13 protein-coding genes are annotated in these 15,161 nt (G+C 64.1%); 5 read left to right on the forward strand and 8 right to left on the reverse strand.

The window, feature by feature from the left end; translation table 11 throughout:
* Position 1 precedes the first annotated feature (1 nt).
* The 6 genes from AB5K84_RS33095 to AB5K84_RS33120 all read right to left on the reverse strand — a co-directional run bounded on the left by AB5K84_RS33095 (position 2) and on the right by AB5K84_RS33120 (position 6,582).
* A complete protein-coding gene (locus AB5K84_RS33095) occupies positions 2–1,219 on the reverse strand; it encodes an NAD(P)/FAD-dependent oxidoreductase (protein WP_162494075.1) in 1,218 nt (405 codons plus the stop codon).
* A 10-nt stretch (positions 1,220–1,229) separates the two neighbouring features.
* Positions 1,230–1,658 carry a globin family protein gene (locus AB5K84_RS33100; protein WP_011085591.1) on the reverse strand — a complete coding sequence of 143 codons (429 nt, stop codon included), beginning with the start codon at positions 1,656–1,658 and terminating at the stop codon, positions 1,230–1,232.
* A gap of 123 nt (positions 1,659–1,781) precedes the next feature.
* Complete coding sequence (locus AB5K84_RS33105; RefSeq protein ID WP_011085590.1) at positions 1,782–3,161, reverse strand: MFS transporter; 1,380 nt, start codon at positions 3,159–3,161, stop codon at positions 1,782–1,784.
* Positions 3,162–3,499: 338 nt separating this feature from the next.
* Positions 3,500–4,294, reverse strand: a complete 795-nt coding sequence (locus AB5K84_RS33110) for an ABC transporter ATP-binding protein (protein ID WP_011085589.1) — start codon at positions 4,292–4,294, stop codon at positions 3,500–3,502.
* Between the two features lie 12 nt (positions 4,295–4,306).
* Positions 4,307–5,203, reverse strand: coding sequence for a nitrate ABC transporter permease (gene ntrB, locus AB5K84_RS33115; RefSeq protein WP_011085588.1), 897 nt, complete (start codon positions 5,201–5,203; stop codon positions 4,307–4,309).
* Between the two features lie 59 nt (positions 5,204–5,262).
* Positions 5,263–6,582, reverse strand: a complete 1,320-nt coding sequence (locus AB5K84_RS33120; protein WP_011085587.1) for a CmpA/NrtA family ABC transporter substrate-binding protein — start codon at positions 6,580–6,582, stop codon at positions 5,263–5,265.
* 677 nt (positions 6,583–7,259) lie between these two features.
* Between AB5K84_RS33120 and AB5K84_RS33125 the strand changes: the two genes are divergently transcribed.
* Together AB5K84_RS33125 and AB5K84_RS33130 are read left to right on the forward strand one after the other, a co-directional pair.
* Entirely contained in the window at positions 7,260–8,099 is an 840-nt protein-coding gene (locus tag AB5K84_RS33125) for a formate/nitrite transporter family protein (protein ID WP_038965820.1), read from the forward strand.
* Positions 8,100–8,160: 61 nt separating this feature from the next.
* Entirely contained in the window at positions 8,161–9,900 is a 1,740-nt protein-coding gene (locus tag AB5K84_RS33130) for a bifunctional protein-serine/threonine kinase/phosphatase (RefSeq protein ID WP_038965821.1), read from the forward strand.
* A 15-nt stretch (positions 9,901–9,915) separates the two neighbouring features.
* On the opposite strand, the gene AB5K84_RS33135 is transcribed toward AB5K84_RS33130, so the two are convergent.
* Positions 9,916–10,833, reverse strand: a complete 918-nt coding sequence (locus AB5K84_RS33135; RefSeq protein ID WP_011085583.1) for an intradiol ring-cleavage dioxygenase — start codon at positions 10,831–10,833, stop codon at positions 9,916–9,918.
* A gap of 162 nt (positions 10,834–10,995) precedes the next feature.
* On the opposite strand from AB5K84_RS33135, the gene AB5K84_RS33140 reads away from it, so the two are divergent.
* On the forward strand, positions 10,996–12,270 hold the full coding sequence (locus AB5K84_RS33140) for a serine hydrolase domain-containing protein (RefSeq protein WP_011085582.1): 1,275 nt from the start codon (positions 10,996–10,998) through the stop codon (positions 12,268–12,270).
* Between the two features lie 122 nt (positions 12,271–12,392).
* Here the strand turns inward: AB5K84_RS33140 and AB5K84_RS33145 are convergent, their stop codons facing one another.
* Positions 12,393–12,626 (reverse strand): hypothetical protein, encoded by a 234-nt coding sequence (locus tag AB5K84_RS33145; protein WP_011085581.1) that lies wholly within the window; start codon positions 12,624–12,626, stop codon positions 12,393–12,395.
* A gap of 138 nt (positions 12,627–12,764) precedes the next feature.
* Between AB5K84_RS33145 and AB5K84_RS33150 the strand changes: the two genes are divergently transcribed.
* On the forward strand, positions 12,765–13,109 hold the full coding sequence (locus AB5K84_RS33150; RefSeq protein WP_011085580.1) for a DUF1236 domain-containing protein: 345 nt from the start codon (positions 12,765–12,767) through the stop codon (positions 13,107–13,109).
* A gap of 342 nt (positions 13,110–13,451) precedes the next feature.
* Complete coding sequence (locus AB5K84_RS33155; protein WP_011085579.1) at positions 13,452–14,909, forward strand: sensor histidine kinase; 1,458 nt, start codon at positions 13,452–13,454, stop codon at positions 14,907–14,909.
* Positions 14,910–15,161: the final 252 nt, after the last annotated feature.

Raw genomic sequence — 15,161 nt, forward strand, 5'->3', positions numbered from 1 at the left:
GTCAAGCCGCCTTGGAAGGACGCGCGAGCGCGCGGCCGAACATCATGTCGGTACGGATCGCCGCCACCTTGTCGCGGTTGCGGATCAGCTCGAGGTACCAGAGCGCATCGACGGTATCGCCGATCAGCACCGCTCCGGTGAGCCGGCCGTCGGCGATGACGAGCTTCTTGTAGGTGCCGCGCCTGCGGTCTGACAGCACGAGGCTCTCGCTGCCCTCCCCGCCGATGAAGTCGCCGGCGGAGAACACGCTGACGCCCGAGACCTTCAGATTGGTCGAGACCACGCTGCCCTGATAGGCGGCGGGCCGGCCGGCGAGATGCCGCGCCAGCACGCGCGCCTGCTCATAGGCCGGCTCGACCAGGCCATAGCAGGTGCCGCGATGCTCGGCGCATTCGCCGAGCGCGAAGATGTCGGGTGACGCCGTCTGCATGACGTCGTTGACCACGATGCCGCGGTTGACCGCGATGCCGGCGTCCTTGGCCAGCGCGATGTTGGGCCTGATGCCGGCGGCAAAGATCACGGCATCGGCCTCGATGCGGCTGCCGTCGGCAAGCTCGACCGCCTCGACGTGGCCGTCGCCATGGATGCACTTCGTGCTGGCATTGAGCAGGATGCGGATGCCCTTGCGCTCGACCAGCGTCTTGAGGAGATCGGCGGCCGGCCCATCAAGCTGGCGCTCCATCAGCCGGTCCATCAGATGCAGCAGCGTCACCGGGGCGCCAGCCTTGGCAAGTCCATAGGCCGCCTCCAACCCGAGCAGACCGCCGCCGACCACGACGACGCGCTTCTTCGCCGCCGCAAGCGTCAGCAGCAGGTCGACGTCGCGCGTGTCGCGGAACGTGTGCACGCCGGCGAGATCGGCGCCCGGCACGTTGAGCCGCAGCGGCGTCGATCCCGTGGCGAGCACGAGCTTGGAATATTCCATGCTCTCCTCGCCCTCGATCTTGAGCTCGCGGCGGCCGGTGTCGATCTCGGTGACGCGGTAGCCGTAGCGCACGGTGACGCCGCGATGGCGCCACCAGTCGGCCGGCCGCAGCTCGATCTCGTGCGAGCCGGTCTCGCCGGCCAGCACGGAGGAGAGCAGCACGCGGTTGTAAGCGAGCCTCGGTTCATCGCCGATAACGGCAACCGCGTAGCGGCCAAGCGAAGTCTTGGCGAGCTCGTCGACCAGACGCGCGGCCGCCATACCGTTACCGACGATGACCAGCGGTTCACTCACAAGGCATCTCCTATTCGGCGGCCTGCGCCTGAGCGCCATAGGCCTCGGAAATCATGTAGCCGGACAGCACGCCGTAGGCGTCGGTCCAGGCCGTGGCGAGTTCGGGCGTCCAGGCCTCGCCGAGACCCTTCTCCAGGGTCCACAGCAAGGTCGCGCCGACTACGGGATAGTGCTCGGCCTTGGCGCCGTAGGCGACGTGACGCTTGGCGAGCGCCGACGCCGCGGGAAGAATCGAGTCCAGGTTCGACAGGCCGCCGACGACGGCGGCGAGCATGCCCATCAGCTTCTTGCGCTGCTCGGTCATGTCCTCGGGAAACATCGCGCGCACGGACGGCGCCACCTCGAACAGGCGATCGTAGAACAGCACCGCGGCGGTCTCCGAAATCGGCGCGACCTTGGCGAAGCTCTGCTGGATGAGGGTAATCTGTTCGGGCGTCATGATGTTCTCCTGTCTGTTTCGGTCTGCCTTTGTCCGCGTCGTTGCGAACAAGGTTCATGGGTCAAACGTCATCAGAGAGTCTTCTCCCCGCGTACGGGGAGAAGCGAGATTCGTACCAAGTCTCTAAACGCGAGCTTCGGCGAGGCTTGGCGCGCCTTCACGCTGCGGGCTGCGACGCAGGTAGAACCACCAGGTCAGGCCGAGGCAGGAGGCGTAGAAGGCGAGATAGATCGCGAGCGCAAGCTGCGGCCCGCCGGTCATGGCGATCGACTTGCCGAAACCGCTCGGGATCAGATAGCCGCCGACCGCGCCGACCGCGCCGATGAAGCCAACCGCCGCACCGCTCTCGATACTCGCCGTCTTCAGGGCGGCTGCGCGCGCCGCATCGCCCTTGCCGCGCACCTTGAACAGGTTCTGCTCGCGGAAGATCGAGGGGATCATGCGGTAGGTCGAGCCGTTGCCGATGCCCGTCGTCACGAACAGGATCAGGAACATCGACAGGAAGCCGATGAAATCCTTCTGCCCGACGAAATAGAGCACGCCGACGGTGGCGCCCGCCATCACGATGAAGTTCCAGAACGTGATGACCGAGCCGCCGATCCTGTCGGCCAGCCAGCCGCCGAACGGGCGCGACAGCGAACCAACGAGAGGCCCGAGGAACGCGATCGCGATCGTCACCGACGGAAACTGCGTCTTGATCAGCAGCGGAAACGCCGCGGAGTAGCCGATGAAGGATCCGAACGTGCCGATATAGAGGTACGCCATGATCCAGGTATGCTTGCGCTTGACCACCGCCAGCTGATTGCTGATCGACGACTTGGCCGTGGTCAGGTTGTTCATGAAGAACACCGCGCCGAACACCGCGATCGCGATCGGCAGCACCCACATCAGGCCGGCGTTCTGAAGGAACACGCCGTCGACGGGGGTTGCCTGGAACAGGTTAATGACGGCGAGCGTCATCAGGATCGGGGTTAGGAGCTGCACGCTGGAGACGCCGATATTACCGCCGGCCGCGTTGAGGCCCAGCGCCCATCCCTTCATCCTGTCCGGGAAGAAGAAGGAGATGTTTGTCATGCTGGAGGCGAAATTGCCGCCGCCGAGACCGGCAGTCGAGGCGATCAGCAGCATCAGCCAGAACGGCGTGTCGGGCTGACTGACGAACCAGGCGAGCGACAACGTCGGAATGAACAGGATGGCCGCGCTGAAAATGGTCCAGTTGCGACCGCCGAACGTCGTCACCGCGAATGTGTAGGGAAAGCGCATCAAGGCGCCGATCAGGCCCGGCACCGCGACGAGCTGGAACAGCTGGTCGGTGGTGTAATGGAAGCCTGCCTGCGGCAGCTTGGTGGTGACGATGCTCCAGATCAGCCAGACCGAGAAGCCGATATGCTCGGCCACGATCGACCAGATCAGGTTGCGTCGCGCGATAGTCTTGCCAGTCGCATTCCAGAACGCCTCATCCTCGGGGCGCCAGTCTGAAATCCAGGTCGGATTCTTCGTCATTGAGTATCCCTTCTAGGCTCACCGCTGCGTCGTTGCAGGCTCTGCCTCCGGCCACGGAGGCGCGCTCCGAGGCTTCACCCCGGTGGCGAGTTCACGATGCTGATTGATGATGTTGAGGGACGTCGTCGTTGGCGTCGCGCAAACACGTTTCAATTTCCGTGCCAATTGCGCGCGTTCGGGAAATACAGGGAATTCAGTGGCTTGTTCGAATTGCCCGAAATATTTGCAGGGCTATTTCGCACGCAAATTTTGCGATTCGCTCAATCCCTGTGCGCCGCACAAGGATTGAGCTTGATGTCTCAAAATTAGGCGAGACACATCACGCGTTAACGCCGCGTTTACGCGGCCTCGACGAAGCGATGACGCTCATAAAGGAATTCGAGCACGCGCTGCCGGCACTTCAGATAGGTGGTGCTGGTGGCGAGTTCGAGCCGCTTGCGGGGACGTGCCAGCGGTACCTCCAGCACCTCACCGATGCGCGCGCTCGGCCCGTTCGTCATCATCACGATACGGTCGGACAGCAGCACGGCCTCGTCGACGTCGTGGGTGATCATCAGAATGGTGTTGCCGAGCTTCTGGTGCAGCGCCATCACCGAGTCCTGCAGATGCGCGCGGGTGAGCGCGTCGAGTGCGCCGAACGGCTCATCGAGCAGCAGCACTTTCGGCTCCATCGCCAGCGCCCGCGCGATGCCGACGCGCTGCTTCATGCCGCCGGAGATTTCGGAAGGACGCTTGTCCTTGGCGTGCGCCATCTGCACGAGATTGAGATTGTGCATCACCCAGGCGTCGCGTTCAGCCCGCGTCTTGGTCTTGGCGAAGACCTTGTCGACGCCGAGCCTGACGTTCTCGTAGACCGTGAGCCAGGGCAGCAGGCTGTGGTTCTGGAACACCACGGCGCGGTCGGGTCCCGGCGAGTTGACCTCGCGGTTCTCCAGCAGCACGCCGCCGGTCGAGGCGTTGGTCAGCCCTGCGATGATGTTGAGCAGGGTCGACTTGCCGCAGCCGGAATGGCCGATGATCGAGACGTACTGCCCCTTTTCGATGGTCAGGTTGATGTCCTTCAGGACCTCCGTGGTGGCGGCGCCGCGGGTAAAGATCTTGTCGATGTGGTCGAGCTTCAGATAGGCAGTCATGTGTCCCTCCCCTCAGTTCGTCGCGGTGCCGCGGGTGACGATCTTGCCGAGGCCCGCGATCAGGCGATCGAGCACGAAGCCGACGATGCCGACATAGATCAGCGCCAGGATGATCTCGCTGATGTGCGAGGAGTTCCAGGCGTCCCAGATGAAGAAGCCGATGCCGACGCCGCCGATCAGCATTTCGGCGGCGACGATGGCGAGCCACGACAGACCGATGCCGATGCGCAGGCCGGTGAAGATGTAGGGCGCGGCCGCCGGGATCATGATCTTGCCGAAGAACTCCAGCGGATTGAGCTGCACGACGGCCGCGACGTTGCGGTAGTCCTGCGGGATGTTGCGGATGCCGACCGCGGTGTTGATGATGATCGGCCAGATCGAGGTGATGAAGATGACGAAGATCGCCGAGGGCTGGCCGTCACGGAACGCCGCGAGCGAGAGCGGCAGCCAGGCGAGCGGCGGGATGGTGCGCAAGACCTGGAACAGCGGATCGAGCCCGCGCATCGCCCAGACCGACTGGCCGACCAGCACGCCGAGCGCGATGCCGGCGATCGCGGAGAGCGAATAGCCGAAGGCGACGCGCTGAAGGCTGGCGGAGAGATGCCAGAACAGACCCTTGTCGATGCCGCCATGGTCGAAGAACGGATCGAGGATCAGCTCCTTGGTGTCCTTGAATACCCGCGACGGCGGCGGCAGTGCCGAGCCGGTGCGGCGGCAGACCAGCTCCCAGACCAGCGTCAGCAGCGCGATCACGACGAGCGGCGGGATGACGCGCACAGCGGTCTCGCGCACCATGCGCGCGTAAGCCTCGCTCCGCGGCGGCCGCTTCGGCGTCATCGCGACGACGGGCGCGGCGCTTCCCGCGGGTGTCGCGGTCTCAACCTCAATCTTCGTGGCAGGCATGTTCATCGCTATCTCTCTCCGGCTCCGGGACGATGCGGCCGCCTCGCGGCGGCCGCAGGGCTCCGTCAGACTTCGACGCGCTTGATCGCGAGCGACTTCAGATAGGCCGCCGGATTTTCGGGATCGAATACCTTGCCGTCGAAGAAGGTCTCCTTGCCGCGCGAGGTGGAGGCCGGGATGTCGGAGCTTGCGACACCAAGCGTCTTGGCCGCGTCCTTCCAGAGGTCCTCGCGGTTGACCTTGGCGATCAGCGCCTTGCTGTCGAAGCCGGCTTCGTATTTGCCCCAGCGGATGTCCTCGGTCATGAACCAGAGATCATGGCTCTGGAACGGATAGGAGGCATGATCGCGCCAGTACTTCATGATGTGCGGCGAGTTCTCGACCACCTTGCCGGCGTTGCCGTAGTCGAACTTGCCCTTGGCGCGATCGGCGATGTCCTCGACCGGGCAGTTGATCCACTGCCGCTTGCCCATGATGGTGGCGAGCTCTTCCTTGTTCTCCATCTTGTCGGCCCATTGCTGGGCTTCCATTATCGCCATCAGGATCGCCTTGGCCGCCTTCGGATTCTTGTCGACCCAGGCCGCGCGCATGCCGAGTGACTTTTCCGGATGCTTGCTCCAGATCTCGCCGGTGTTGACGGCCGTGTAGCCGATGCCCTGGTGGACCAGCTGCCCGGGCCAGGGCTCACCGACGCAGAAGGCGTCCATGGTGCCGACCTTCATGTTGGCCACCATCTGCGGCGGCGGCACGGTGATGGTCTCGACGTCCTTGTCAGGATCGATACCGCCGGCGGCGAGCCAATAGCGGACCCAGAGATCGTGCGTGCCGCCGGGGAAGGTCATCGCGACCTTGGCGGACTTGCCTTCGGCCTTTTTCTTCTCGAACGCCGCCTTCAACACTGACGCATCGGCGCCGACCTTGAGGTCGGCATATTCCTTGGCGACGGAGATGCACTGCGCATCGAGATTGAGCCGCGCCAGGATGTACATCGGCGTCGGCTGGTTGTTCTGCGTCACCTTGCCGGCCGAGATCAGGTACGGCATCGGGGTGAGGATATGCGCGCCGTCGATGCCGTTGCCTTCCGAGCCGAGCACGAGGTTGTCGCGCGTGGTGCCCCAGGAGGCCTGCTTCTGCACGTCGACATCGGGCATGCCGTATTTGGCGAACAGGCCCTTGTCCTTGGCGACGAAGAGCGGACCGGCATCGCTCAGCGCGATGAAGCCGAGCTTGGCGCCCTTGACCTCGGGGCCGGCGTCCTGCGCGAACGCGCCGGCGGGGAAATTGAGCTTGGCGGCGGCAAGAAGGGCAGCGGTGCTGCCGGTGGCCTTCAACAATTGACGGCGGCTGAGGCCAGTATCCGAAGGCCGGCGAATGCGCTTGGTCATAGGCGGTGTCGTCCTTTTGCGTCGTTGCGAATGATTGCGTCAGTGCGCACGAGCAGCCCGTCCGTCCGTGACGCCAGAAAAAGGCGCATGCGAACGCACGACGGGGAGACCCCCGTTCGGGTGGCGTCAGCAAATCGGATGAGAAGTCTCGCGGGACGGCTTCAATGGCGTCGGCTTGGAACTATTCAAGCTTCATGCCAAGCGCCACACCTCATAAACATCCAAAAATTCAATACGTTAGATGCACCGCGCCAGTCTGTCGCAGCTTTGCTGCGCACGCGAAATTTGCGGACTGCTCATTTCTTGTGCGCCGCACAAATCTTATGCAGCCGCCTAAGCAAAAGGCCGCAGAGCCGGCAAAAGCCGGGTCGAGGCGCGTACCATCCAATTGAAATCGCTTACCTTTTCTATCGCACCCAAGCGGCACGCGACTTGCATTTCCATTGTCGTCAACGAAGACTGCGGCTTGCCGCATTGTTGCAGCCTCTGGCGGCTGCAAACCGGAAGCTCAACTGCTTCGCGGCCCTTCTCGGCTCAGTCCTCGTGACGCGATTCCCAAGGCTTCCAGACCTCCATAGCCCTCGTGCGCGGCAGAGCCGTCCGCACGGCCCAAGATGTTCAGCCGCGCTCTCTTTGGGGGCGTGTCGATCTCACTTACGAAGCAAAAGGAACCATTGATGTCGTATCTCGCGCCTTCGGAATTCGTCACCAAGATGGTGGATGCGGGCGAGTCCAAGATCTTCATGTCCACCCGGGATACCATCATCCGGGCCTATATGGCCGGCGCCATCCTCGCGCTGGCGGCCTGGTTTGCCGTCACCATCAACGTGAACACCGGCCAGCCGCTGGTCGGGGCGCTGCTGTTTCCGGTCGGCTTCGTCATGCTGTACCTGCTCGGCTTCGACCTGCTGACCGGCGTCTTCGTGCTCTCGCCGCTCGCCCTCATCGACAAGCGCCCGGCCGTCACCTTTGGCGGCGTGCTGCGCAACTGGGGCCTCGTTTTCGTCGGCAATTTTGCAGGCGCTTTCACGGTGGCCTTCATGATGGCCTTCGTCACGACCTTCGGCTTCACGCAAGACCCCGACAAGATCGGCACGGCCATCGGCAATATCGGCGAGGGCCGAACGCTCGGCTATGCCGCGCATGGCGCGGCCGGCATGGCGACATTGTTCCTGCGCGGCATGCTCTGCAACTGGATGGTCTCGACCGGCGTCGTCGGCGCCATGATCTCGACCTCGGTGCCCGGCAAGGTCATCGCGATGTGGATGCCGATCCTGGTGTTCTTCTACATGGTGTTCGAGCACTCCGTCGTGAACATGTTCCTGTTCCCGTCGGGCCTGATGCTGCACGCGAAGTTCTCGATCATGGACTATCTGATCTGGAACGAGATCCCGACCGTGCTCGGCAACCTCGTGGGCGGCCTCGCCTTCACCGGCATGACGCTCTACGCCACGCACGTCATGACCCAGCCGAAGCGCCAGGCCGGCAAGACCACGCCGTCCCGCGTCGCGGCCTGATCAAACAACGTCTCGACAGGGGAGCCTCGCCCGAGCAGGGTGAGGCTCTCCTTTGCCGGTGATGACGATGACCCGCGGACTCCTGATTTCGATCGGCCAGCACTCCGACAGGGGTCGCAAGCCCGTCAACCAGGATTTTCACGGCATCCTGATTCCGGAGGAGCCGCTGCTCAGCCTGAAGGGCATCGCGGCGGTTCTCGCCGACGGCATCTCCAGCAGCACGGTGAGCCAGATCGCCAGCGAGTCGGCGGTCAAGAGCTTCCTGATGGACTATTACTGCACGTCGGAATCCTGGACGGTGAAGACCTCCGCCCGCCGCGTGCTGGACGCAACCAATTCCTGGCTGCACGCGCAGACGCGCAAGAGCCAATATGCCTATGACCGCGACAAGGGCTATGTCTGCACCCTCAGCGCCATGGTCATCAAGGCGACCACCGCGCACATCTTCCATGTCGGCGACTGCCGCATCTACCGCGTCGCCGGCAAGGCGCTCGAGCAGCTGACCGACGATCACCGCATCATCGTGTCGTCGGAGCAGACCTATCTCGGCCGCGCGCTCGGCATCAACCCGCAGCTCGAGATCGACTACCAGACGGTCGAGATCGAGGCGGGCGACACCTTCATCCTCGCAACCGACGGCGCCTACGAATTCGTCGACCAGCGTTTCATCACGAGCGCTATCGCCGAGCATGCAGCCGAGCTCGACGGGGCCGCGAAGGCGATCGTCGACGAAGCGTACCGGCGCGGCAGCGACGACAACATCACCGTCCAGATCCTCCGCGTTGACGCAGTGCCGCAGCGCGACTCGGCCGGCATCTTCAATCAGACCTTCGAACTGCCGCTTCCTGCGCTGCCCGAGCCACGGGCGATGTTCGACGGTTACAGGATCGTCCGGGAGATACACGGCAGCAGCCGCAGTCACATCTACCTTGCCGTCGATGCGGAGACCGAGGGGCCGGTCGCGCTCAAGCTGCCGTCGATCGACCTGCGCGACAATGCGGCCTATCTCAAGCGCTTCCTGATGGAGGAGTGGATCGCACGCCGCATCGACAGCCCGCACGTGCTCAAACCGATGTCACAGTCGCGGCGGCGCAGCTACCTCTACGTCGCGACCGAGTTCATCGAGGGCCAGACCCTGAGGCAGTGGATGCTGGACAACCCACGCCCCGATCTGGAGACGGTCCGAGGGATCGTCGAGCAGATCGCCACGGGGCTTCGCGCCTTCCATCGCATGGAGATGCTGCACCAGGACCTCAGGCCCGACAATGTCCTGATCGACAAGACCGGCACTGCGAAGATCATCGACTTCGGATCGGTCAGGGTCGCCGGCGTCGCCGAGGCGGCGCCGAAATCGGCAGACGAGGAAATTCTCGGCACGGTCCAGTACACGGCCCCGGAATATTTCCTCGGCGAGGGGGGATCGCCGCGGTCCGACATGTTTTCGCTGGCCGCCATTTGCTACCATATGCTCACCGGACATCTCCCCTACGGCGCCCAGCTCGCCAAAATCCGGGGACGATCGGACGCGTGGAAGTTGAGATATCGCCCGGCCATCGATGCCGAGCGGGGCATCCCGGGCTGGATCGACGGCGCGCTCAGGAAGGCGCTGCATCCCGATCCCTACAAGCGCCACGAGGACCTCTCCGAATTCGTCTTCGAACTCAGGAATCCCAACCCGGCCTATCTCGCCACGCGGACCACGCCGCTTCTGGAGCGCAACCCGCTGCTGTTCTGGAAGCTGACCACGGCGATCCTGGCCTGCGCGGTCATCACGCTGCTCGCGGTGCTTCGGCTGCGATAGCCGGACAAGGTCGGTTCAGGCCGGCTCCGCCGCCTTCACCCCCAGCGGCTTCGGCGCCATGCCGCCGCCGGGCTTGAGGTGGAATTCGTAGGTCATCAGATGCCACTGCCCGCTCGCCTTGGTGCCGTCGGGCATCTCGAGGTCGTTGCGCGGCTCGACCTTGGCGACGAGGTCATCCTTGACGCCGAACACCACGTCGGAATCGAGATATTTGTCGCCGTCCATGAAGACATGCGTGATCAGCGGCTCGTAGCCCTTTGCGTTGACGAGGAAGTGCACATGCGCCGGGCGCATCGGATGGCGGTTGGTCTGCACGATCATCTCGCCGACGGGGCCATCGGTCGGGATCGGATAGCTGCACGGCAAAATGGTGCGGAAGAAGAAGCGGCCATCGCTGTCCGTGATGAAACGCGCCCGCGCCGAGGCGCCGACCTCGTCATAGTTCGGCTTCTGTGAATCGTAGAAGCCGTCGTCGTCGGCATGCCAGACGTCGACGGGAACGCCCGCCAGCGGCTTGCCCTTGAGGTCGGTGACGCGGCTCTGCACGAACATCCGCTCGCCGGTCTGATTGTTCGGCGAGATGTCGGTGCCGTGCGCGGTCACCTTGTGCTCGCCGACATAGAACGGGCCGAGCACCGTGGTCTGGGTGGCGCCCTCGCGATCCCTGTGGTTGACCGCGTCCACCAGCATGGAGACGCCGAGCACGTCGGACAGCAGGATGAATTCCTGGCGGGTGTCGGTGCATTTATGACCGGTGCGGGTCAGGAAATCGATGGCGTATTCCCATTCCTCGAAGGTGAGACCGGTCTTGCTCACGTAATCGTGCAGCGACTTCACCAGTTCCTGGAGCAGGAATTTCGCCCGCGGGTTCGGCGTCTTGTCGAAGCTTTCGACCACGGCTGCGGTGAGTTCGGTCTCGTTGAACTGGGTCATGGTGCGTTGCCTTGCATTTTTCTCGTTGGCCCGGGCGGGCTCCCTGGAAGCGTTCCAGGCCGGACACTACACCACCCGGCCGGCCCGCGTTAAGCGCAACCGGCTTGGAATGGGGCTGCCATTTGGCTATCACCTTGTCGAGAAACTGCCCCGGAGGAACTGATGCTCGCCCCCACCCCCGCCTCGCCCGAATCCGTCGGCATGTCCAAGGCCGCGCTCGACCGCGTCGATGCGCACCTGAAGAACCGGTACATCGACGCCGGCCGCTTCCCGGGCACCCAGCTTCTGGTTTACCGCCGCGGCAAGATCGCGCACAGCTCGGTCCAGGGCCTGGCCGATGTCGCGCGCAAGGTGCCGGTCAAAGACGACACCATCTACCGCATCTATTCCATGACCAAGCCGCTCACCAGCGTCGCTTTCATGATGCTGGTCGAGGAAGGCCTCGTCGCGATCGACGAGCCCGTCGCCAAGTACATTCCGGAATGGAAGGATCTCGGCGTGTTCGTCGCCGGCACCGCGCCGGCCTTCCTGACCCGGCCGCCGTCCCGGCCGATGCTGATCGTCGACCTGCTGCGCCACACCTCCGGGCTGACTTACGGCTTCCAGCAGCGCTCCAATGTCGATGCCGCCTATCGCGCCGAGAAGATCGGCGAGGTCGAGAAGTCGGGCACGCTCCAAACCATGATCGAGGCGCTCGCGAAGATCCCGCTGGAGTTCTCGCCGGGCGAGGCCTGGAACTACTCGGTCGCGACCGACGTGCTCGGCTACCTCGTCGGCAAGATTTCCGGCATGCCGTTCGAGCAGTTCCTCAAAGCACGCATTCTCGATCCGCTCGGCATGACCGACACCGATTTCCACGTGCCGGCCTCGAAGGCCCATCGCTTCGCTGCCTGCTATTCGGCGGACCCGGGCGGCGGCATGACCTTCCATGCCGGCCAGCGCCGCGAGGGCCTGACGCTCCAGGACGATCCGGCGACGAGCTCGTTCCTGTCCCCGCCCTCCTTCATATCCGGCGGCGGCGGCCTGTGCTCGACGGCCGCGGACTATCTCACCTTCTGCCGCGCGCTGCTCAACGGCGGCGAGCTCGGCGGCGTCAGGCTGATCGGGCCGAAGACGCTGGCACTGATGACGACCAACCACATTCCGGGCGGCCGCTTCCTCCCCGAGGTATCGCGCTCGCTGTTCTCGGAAGCCACCTATAACGGCATCGGCTTCGGCCTCGGCTTTGCCGTGACGATGCGCCCGGCCGAGACGCTGATCGCCGGCAGCCCCGGCGAATACAATTGGGGCGGCGCGGCGACGACCTCGTTCTGGATCGACCCGGCCGAGGAATTGATCACCATCTTCATGACGCAGGTGCTGCCGTCGAGCGCCTACCCGCTCCGGCGCGAGCTGCGCAGCATGGTGTATGCCGCGATCACCGAGAGCAATCTGTAACCGCTTGAATCGATTCCGCGGCCGTCGGCCGCGGAATCTCAATATCAGACGCTCATTTGAGCATCTCCGGCACGATCAGGCGCGGCAGGAACAGCGACACGCACCGCCGTTTGCCATCCTCCTCAGTTTGACGTGCAGACCTTGACGGTCTTCATGCCGCTCTCGGCTTCGGTGCGCGACTTGTAGATCGTGCCCGACGGACTGACGACGGTCATCGACGTGTCCGTGGGCTTCTTGTCGACAACGGTGCACTTCTTCGTCTTGACGTCCTGGACGACGTAGAACTCGTCGGCCGCGAACGCCGGCAGGGACAATGCAGCAACCATCAATGCTGCAGTTGCGATCTTCAGCTTCATTTTATCCTCCTCCAATCGCCAGACGTTTCCGCCCGGCCGATTCTTGAACGGGAACAAATGGCAATTTGTTCCTAAGCAAGAGGAACGCCGTCCGCAGTGGGATGTTGACGCCGCACTTATTCCAACGAGGAGAACAAGATGAAGAAGCTGTTTCTGCTTTCCGCCGCGGCGGTGATGATCTCGACTGGCGCGTTCGCGCAGTCCACCGTGGTGACGACCACCGGAACCGGGCACGCGGCCGCCGTTCAGATCGAGCCGGAATACCGAACTAGGATCAAATCCTACATCACCGAACATCGCGTTCGCCCCGTGACGACGAAGGAGAAGATCATCGTCGGCGCTACGGTGCCGAGCGATGTCGAGCTCGAGGCGGTTCCTGCCGACTGGGGGCCCGCGCTCACCAAGTACCGCTACGTCTATTCCGGCGAGCGCGTGATGTTGGTGGATCCGGGCTCCCGGACGGTCGTCCAGGAAATCGACTGACAAGACGTGATGGAGGGGGCCGCATCAAGGACGGCCTCCTCCCGGAGTTGACAATGACATCGCATCGAGAGGCCCGGATCGCCGGTGTCAGCCTGGCGGCCATCTACGCCATCTGCCTGTTGCTGGCCGCAATCGGCATGAGCTGACCGGCAGACACCTGCGACCGCGCTGCAAAGATTCCGTCTGGTCTGCTCGCTGAATGCAAAAATCATGGCGCGGCGCACGTCCTGACCGTATGGTCTGACAAAATCATAATCCGGCGCCGTCGCGCTGGAATCGGGACGCCCGCGTTTGTCTAGGTTCACCCTTCCGGTCCGGCTCGCTCTCCTGGTCACGGGGACGATGTTGCCGCTGATCGTCTTCGCGGTTGGCATTGCCGTCTACAATTACAAGCAGGACCGCAGCGACGCGACGCGCCGCGTGTTGGAGAACGTGCGCAGCATGCGCCTGGTGATGGATTCCGAGGTGCAGCGGATGACCGGCGGCTTGCAAGTGCTCGCACTGACGAACTCGCTGCGCAACGACGACTTCCCGAACTTTCGCCGCATCGCGCTCGGCTTCCTCGACCAGTATGGCAAGGGCGGCCTGGTGCTGATCTCCGACCGCAAGGGCCGGCTGCTGTTCTCCTCGGCGACGGAGGACACCGCGAGCCTGCCGCCGCGCGGCAATCTGGAGATCGTCGAGAAGGTGTTTGCGACCAGGGCGCCGCAATATTCCGACCTGTTCACCGGCGCGCTCAACGGGCGGCAGGTTCTGACCGTCGAAGTGCCGGTGTTTCGCAACGGCGAGGTGATCTACGACCTCTGCTTCAGCCCGCCGATCAACATCTTTCAGGATCTGGTGGAGAAGCAGCGCCCGGACCGGCAATGGACGGTAAGCCTGCTCGATGCCAAGGGCACCGTGTTCGCGCGCGCGCCGAACCCCAGCGAGACATTCGGCAAACGCGCGTCGCCGTCGCTCTACGCCGAGATGTTCCGCAGCGACGAGGCGGCACTTCCGACCGTGTCGCTCGACGGCGTCGCGCTCGCCGCCGCCTACACCCGTTCGGGGCTGACCGGCTGGACCGTGGCTGCCGGCGTCGCCGAGAGTTCACTGATCGCCCCGCTCTGGCGCAACATCGCCATCACCAGCCTGATCGGCGGCATCCTGCTGCTCACCGGCCTCACCTTTGCTGTCCGCATGGCGACGACGATCGCACGCGGCGAGATGCTGCACGATCTGCTGATCGAGGAGCTCAACCACCGCGTCAAGAACACGCTGGCCCTGATGCAGGCGATCGCGGTGCAGACCTTCCGCAGCGCGAGCCGCGAGGAGCGGGCCAAGTTCGAGGGCCGCCTCGGCGCGCTCGCCGAGGCGCACAATCTGCTCAGCCAGGAGAAATGGGCCGGCTCGGAACTGAAGGAGGTGATCACGCGCGCGCTCCAGCCGTTCCTGCTCAATGCGCCCGAGCGCATCCGGATGGACGGCCCCGCGGTGCCGCTGTCGCCGCGACTTGCCGTGGTGCTGTCGATGATCGTGCACGAGATCGCCACCAACGCCGCGAAATATGGCGCGCTGTCCAACGAGACCGGCCGGGTGACGCTGGACTGGGAAGTCATCGCCGACACACCGAAGCCGCGGCTGCGGCTGATCTGGAGCGAGATCGGCGGACCGCCGGTGACGGCACCGGTGCGGCGCGGCTTCGGCTCGCGCCTGATCGAGCGCAGCGCCCGCGACCAGCTCGGCGGCGAGGCAACCGTCGATTTCCTGCCGCGCGGCGTCGTCTGCACGGTGACCTGCGCGCTGGACGAGGCGCGGTGAATCAACGGGATGGTCATCCCCAATGCCGGATTTGCAGGTTAGAGCGATAGCCATGTGAAGGCCTCGCACCTTTTGTCATAAAACGTCTTTCACAAAATCTCCGTTCAAGACCCAGGCAACTCAGCGCCGCCCGTCGTGCATTTTCGAAAACGCGCGCCTGCCCGGAGCAGGATCGGACAAAGCATGGCCGCTTCAGGAAAGACGCTGGGAGTTTGCGCCGCCTAGAACGTGCGCCGACCCGTACAAATACGG

Origin of the sequence: Bradyrhizobium sp. 1200_D9_N1_1 (assembly GCF_052075915.1) — a bacterium.
Taxonomy (GTDB): Bacteria; Pseudomonadota; Alphaproteobacteria; order Rhizobiales; family Xanthobacteraceae; genus Bradyrhizobium; species Bradyrhizobium diazoefficiens.

Excerpts from the sequence above, each read along its gene's own strand:
- AB5K84_RS33130 (WP_038965821.1), top strand. The coding sequence starts at position 8,161 with ATGACGATGACCCGCGGACTCCTGATTTCGATCGGCCAGCACTCCGAC.
- AB5K84_RS33155 (WP_011085579.1), top strand. The coding sequence starts at position 13,452 with ATGTTGCCGCTGATCGTCTTCGCGGTTGGCATTGCCGTCTACAATTAC.
- AB5K84_RS33140 (WP_011085582.1), top strand. The coding sequence starts at position 10,996 with ATGCTCGCCCCCACCCCCGCCTCGCCCGAATCCGTCGGCATGTCCAAG.
- AB5K84_RS33150 (WP_011085580.1), top strand. The coding sequence starts at position 12,765 with ATGAAGAAGCTGTTTCTGCTTTCCGCCGCGGCGGTGATGATCTCGACT.
- AB5K84_RS33100 (WP_011085591.1), bottom strand. The coding sequence starts at position 1,658 with ATGACGCCCGAACAGATTACCCTCATCCAGCAGAGCTTCGCCAAGGTC.
- AB5K84_RS33135 (WP_011085583.1), bottom strand. The coding sequence starts at position 10,833 with ATGACCCAGTTCAACGAGACCGAACTCACCGCAGCCGTGGTCGAAAGC.
- AB5K84_RS33110 (WP_011085589.1), bottom strand. The coding sequence starts at position 4,294 with ATGACTGCCTATCTGAAGCTCGACCACATCGACAAGATCTTTACCCGC.
- AB5K84_RS33120 (WP_011085587.1), bottom strand. The coding sequence starts at position 6,582 with ATGACCAAGCGCATTCGCCGGCCTTCGGATACTGGCCTCAGCCGCCGT.
- AB5K84_RS33145 (WP_011085581.1), bottom strand. The coding sequence starts at position 12,626 with ATGAAGCTGAAGATCGCAACTGCAGCATTGATGGTTGCTGCATTGTCC.
- ntrB (WP_011085588.1), bottom strand. The coding sequence starts at position 5,203 with ATGAACATGCCTGCCACGAAGATTGAGGTTGAGACCGCGACACCCGCG.
- AB5K84_RS33125 (WP_038965820.1), top strand. The coding sequence starts at position 7,260 with ATGTCGTATCTCGCGCCTTCGGAATTCGTCACCAAGATGGTGGATGCG.
- AB5K84_RS33105 (WP_011085590.1), bottom strand. The coding sequence starts at position 3,161 with ATGACGAAGAATCCGACCTGGATTTCAGACTGGCGCCCCGAGGATGAG.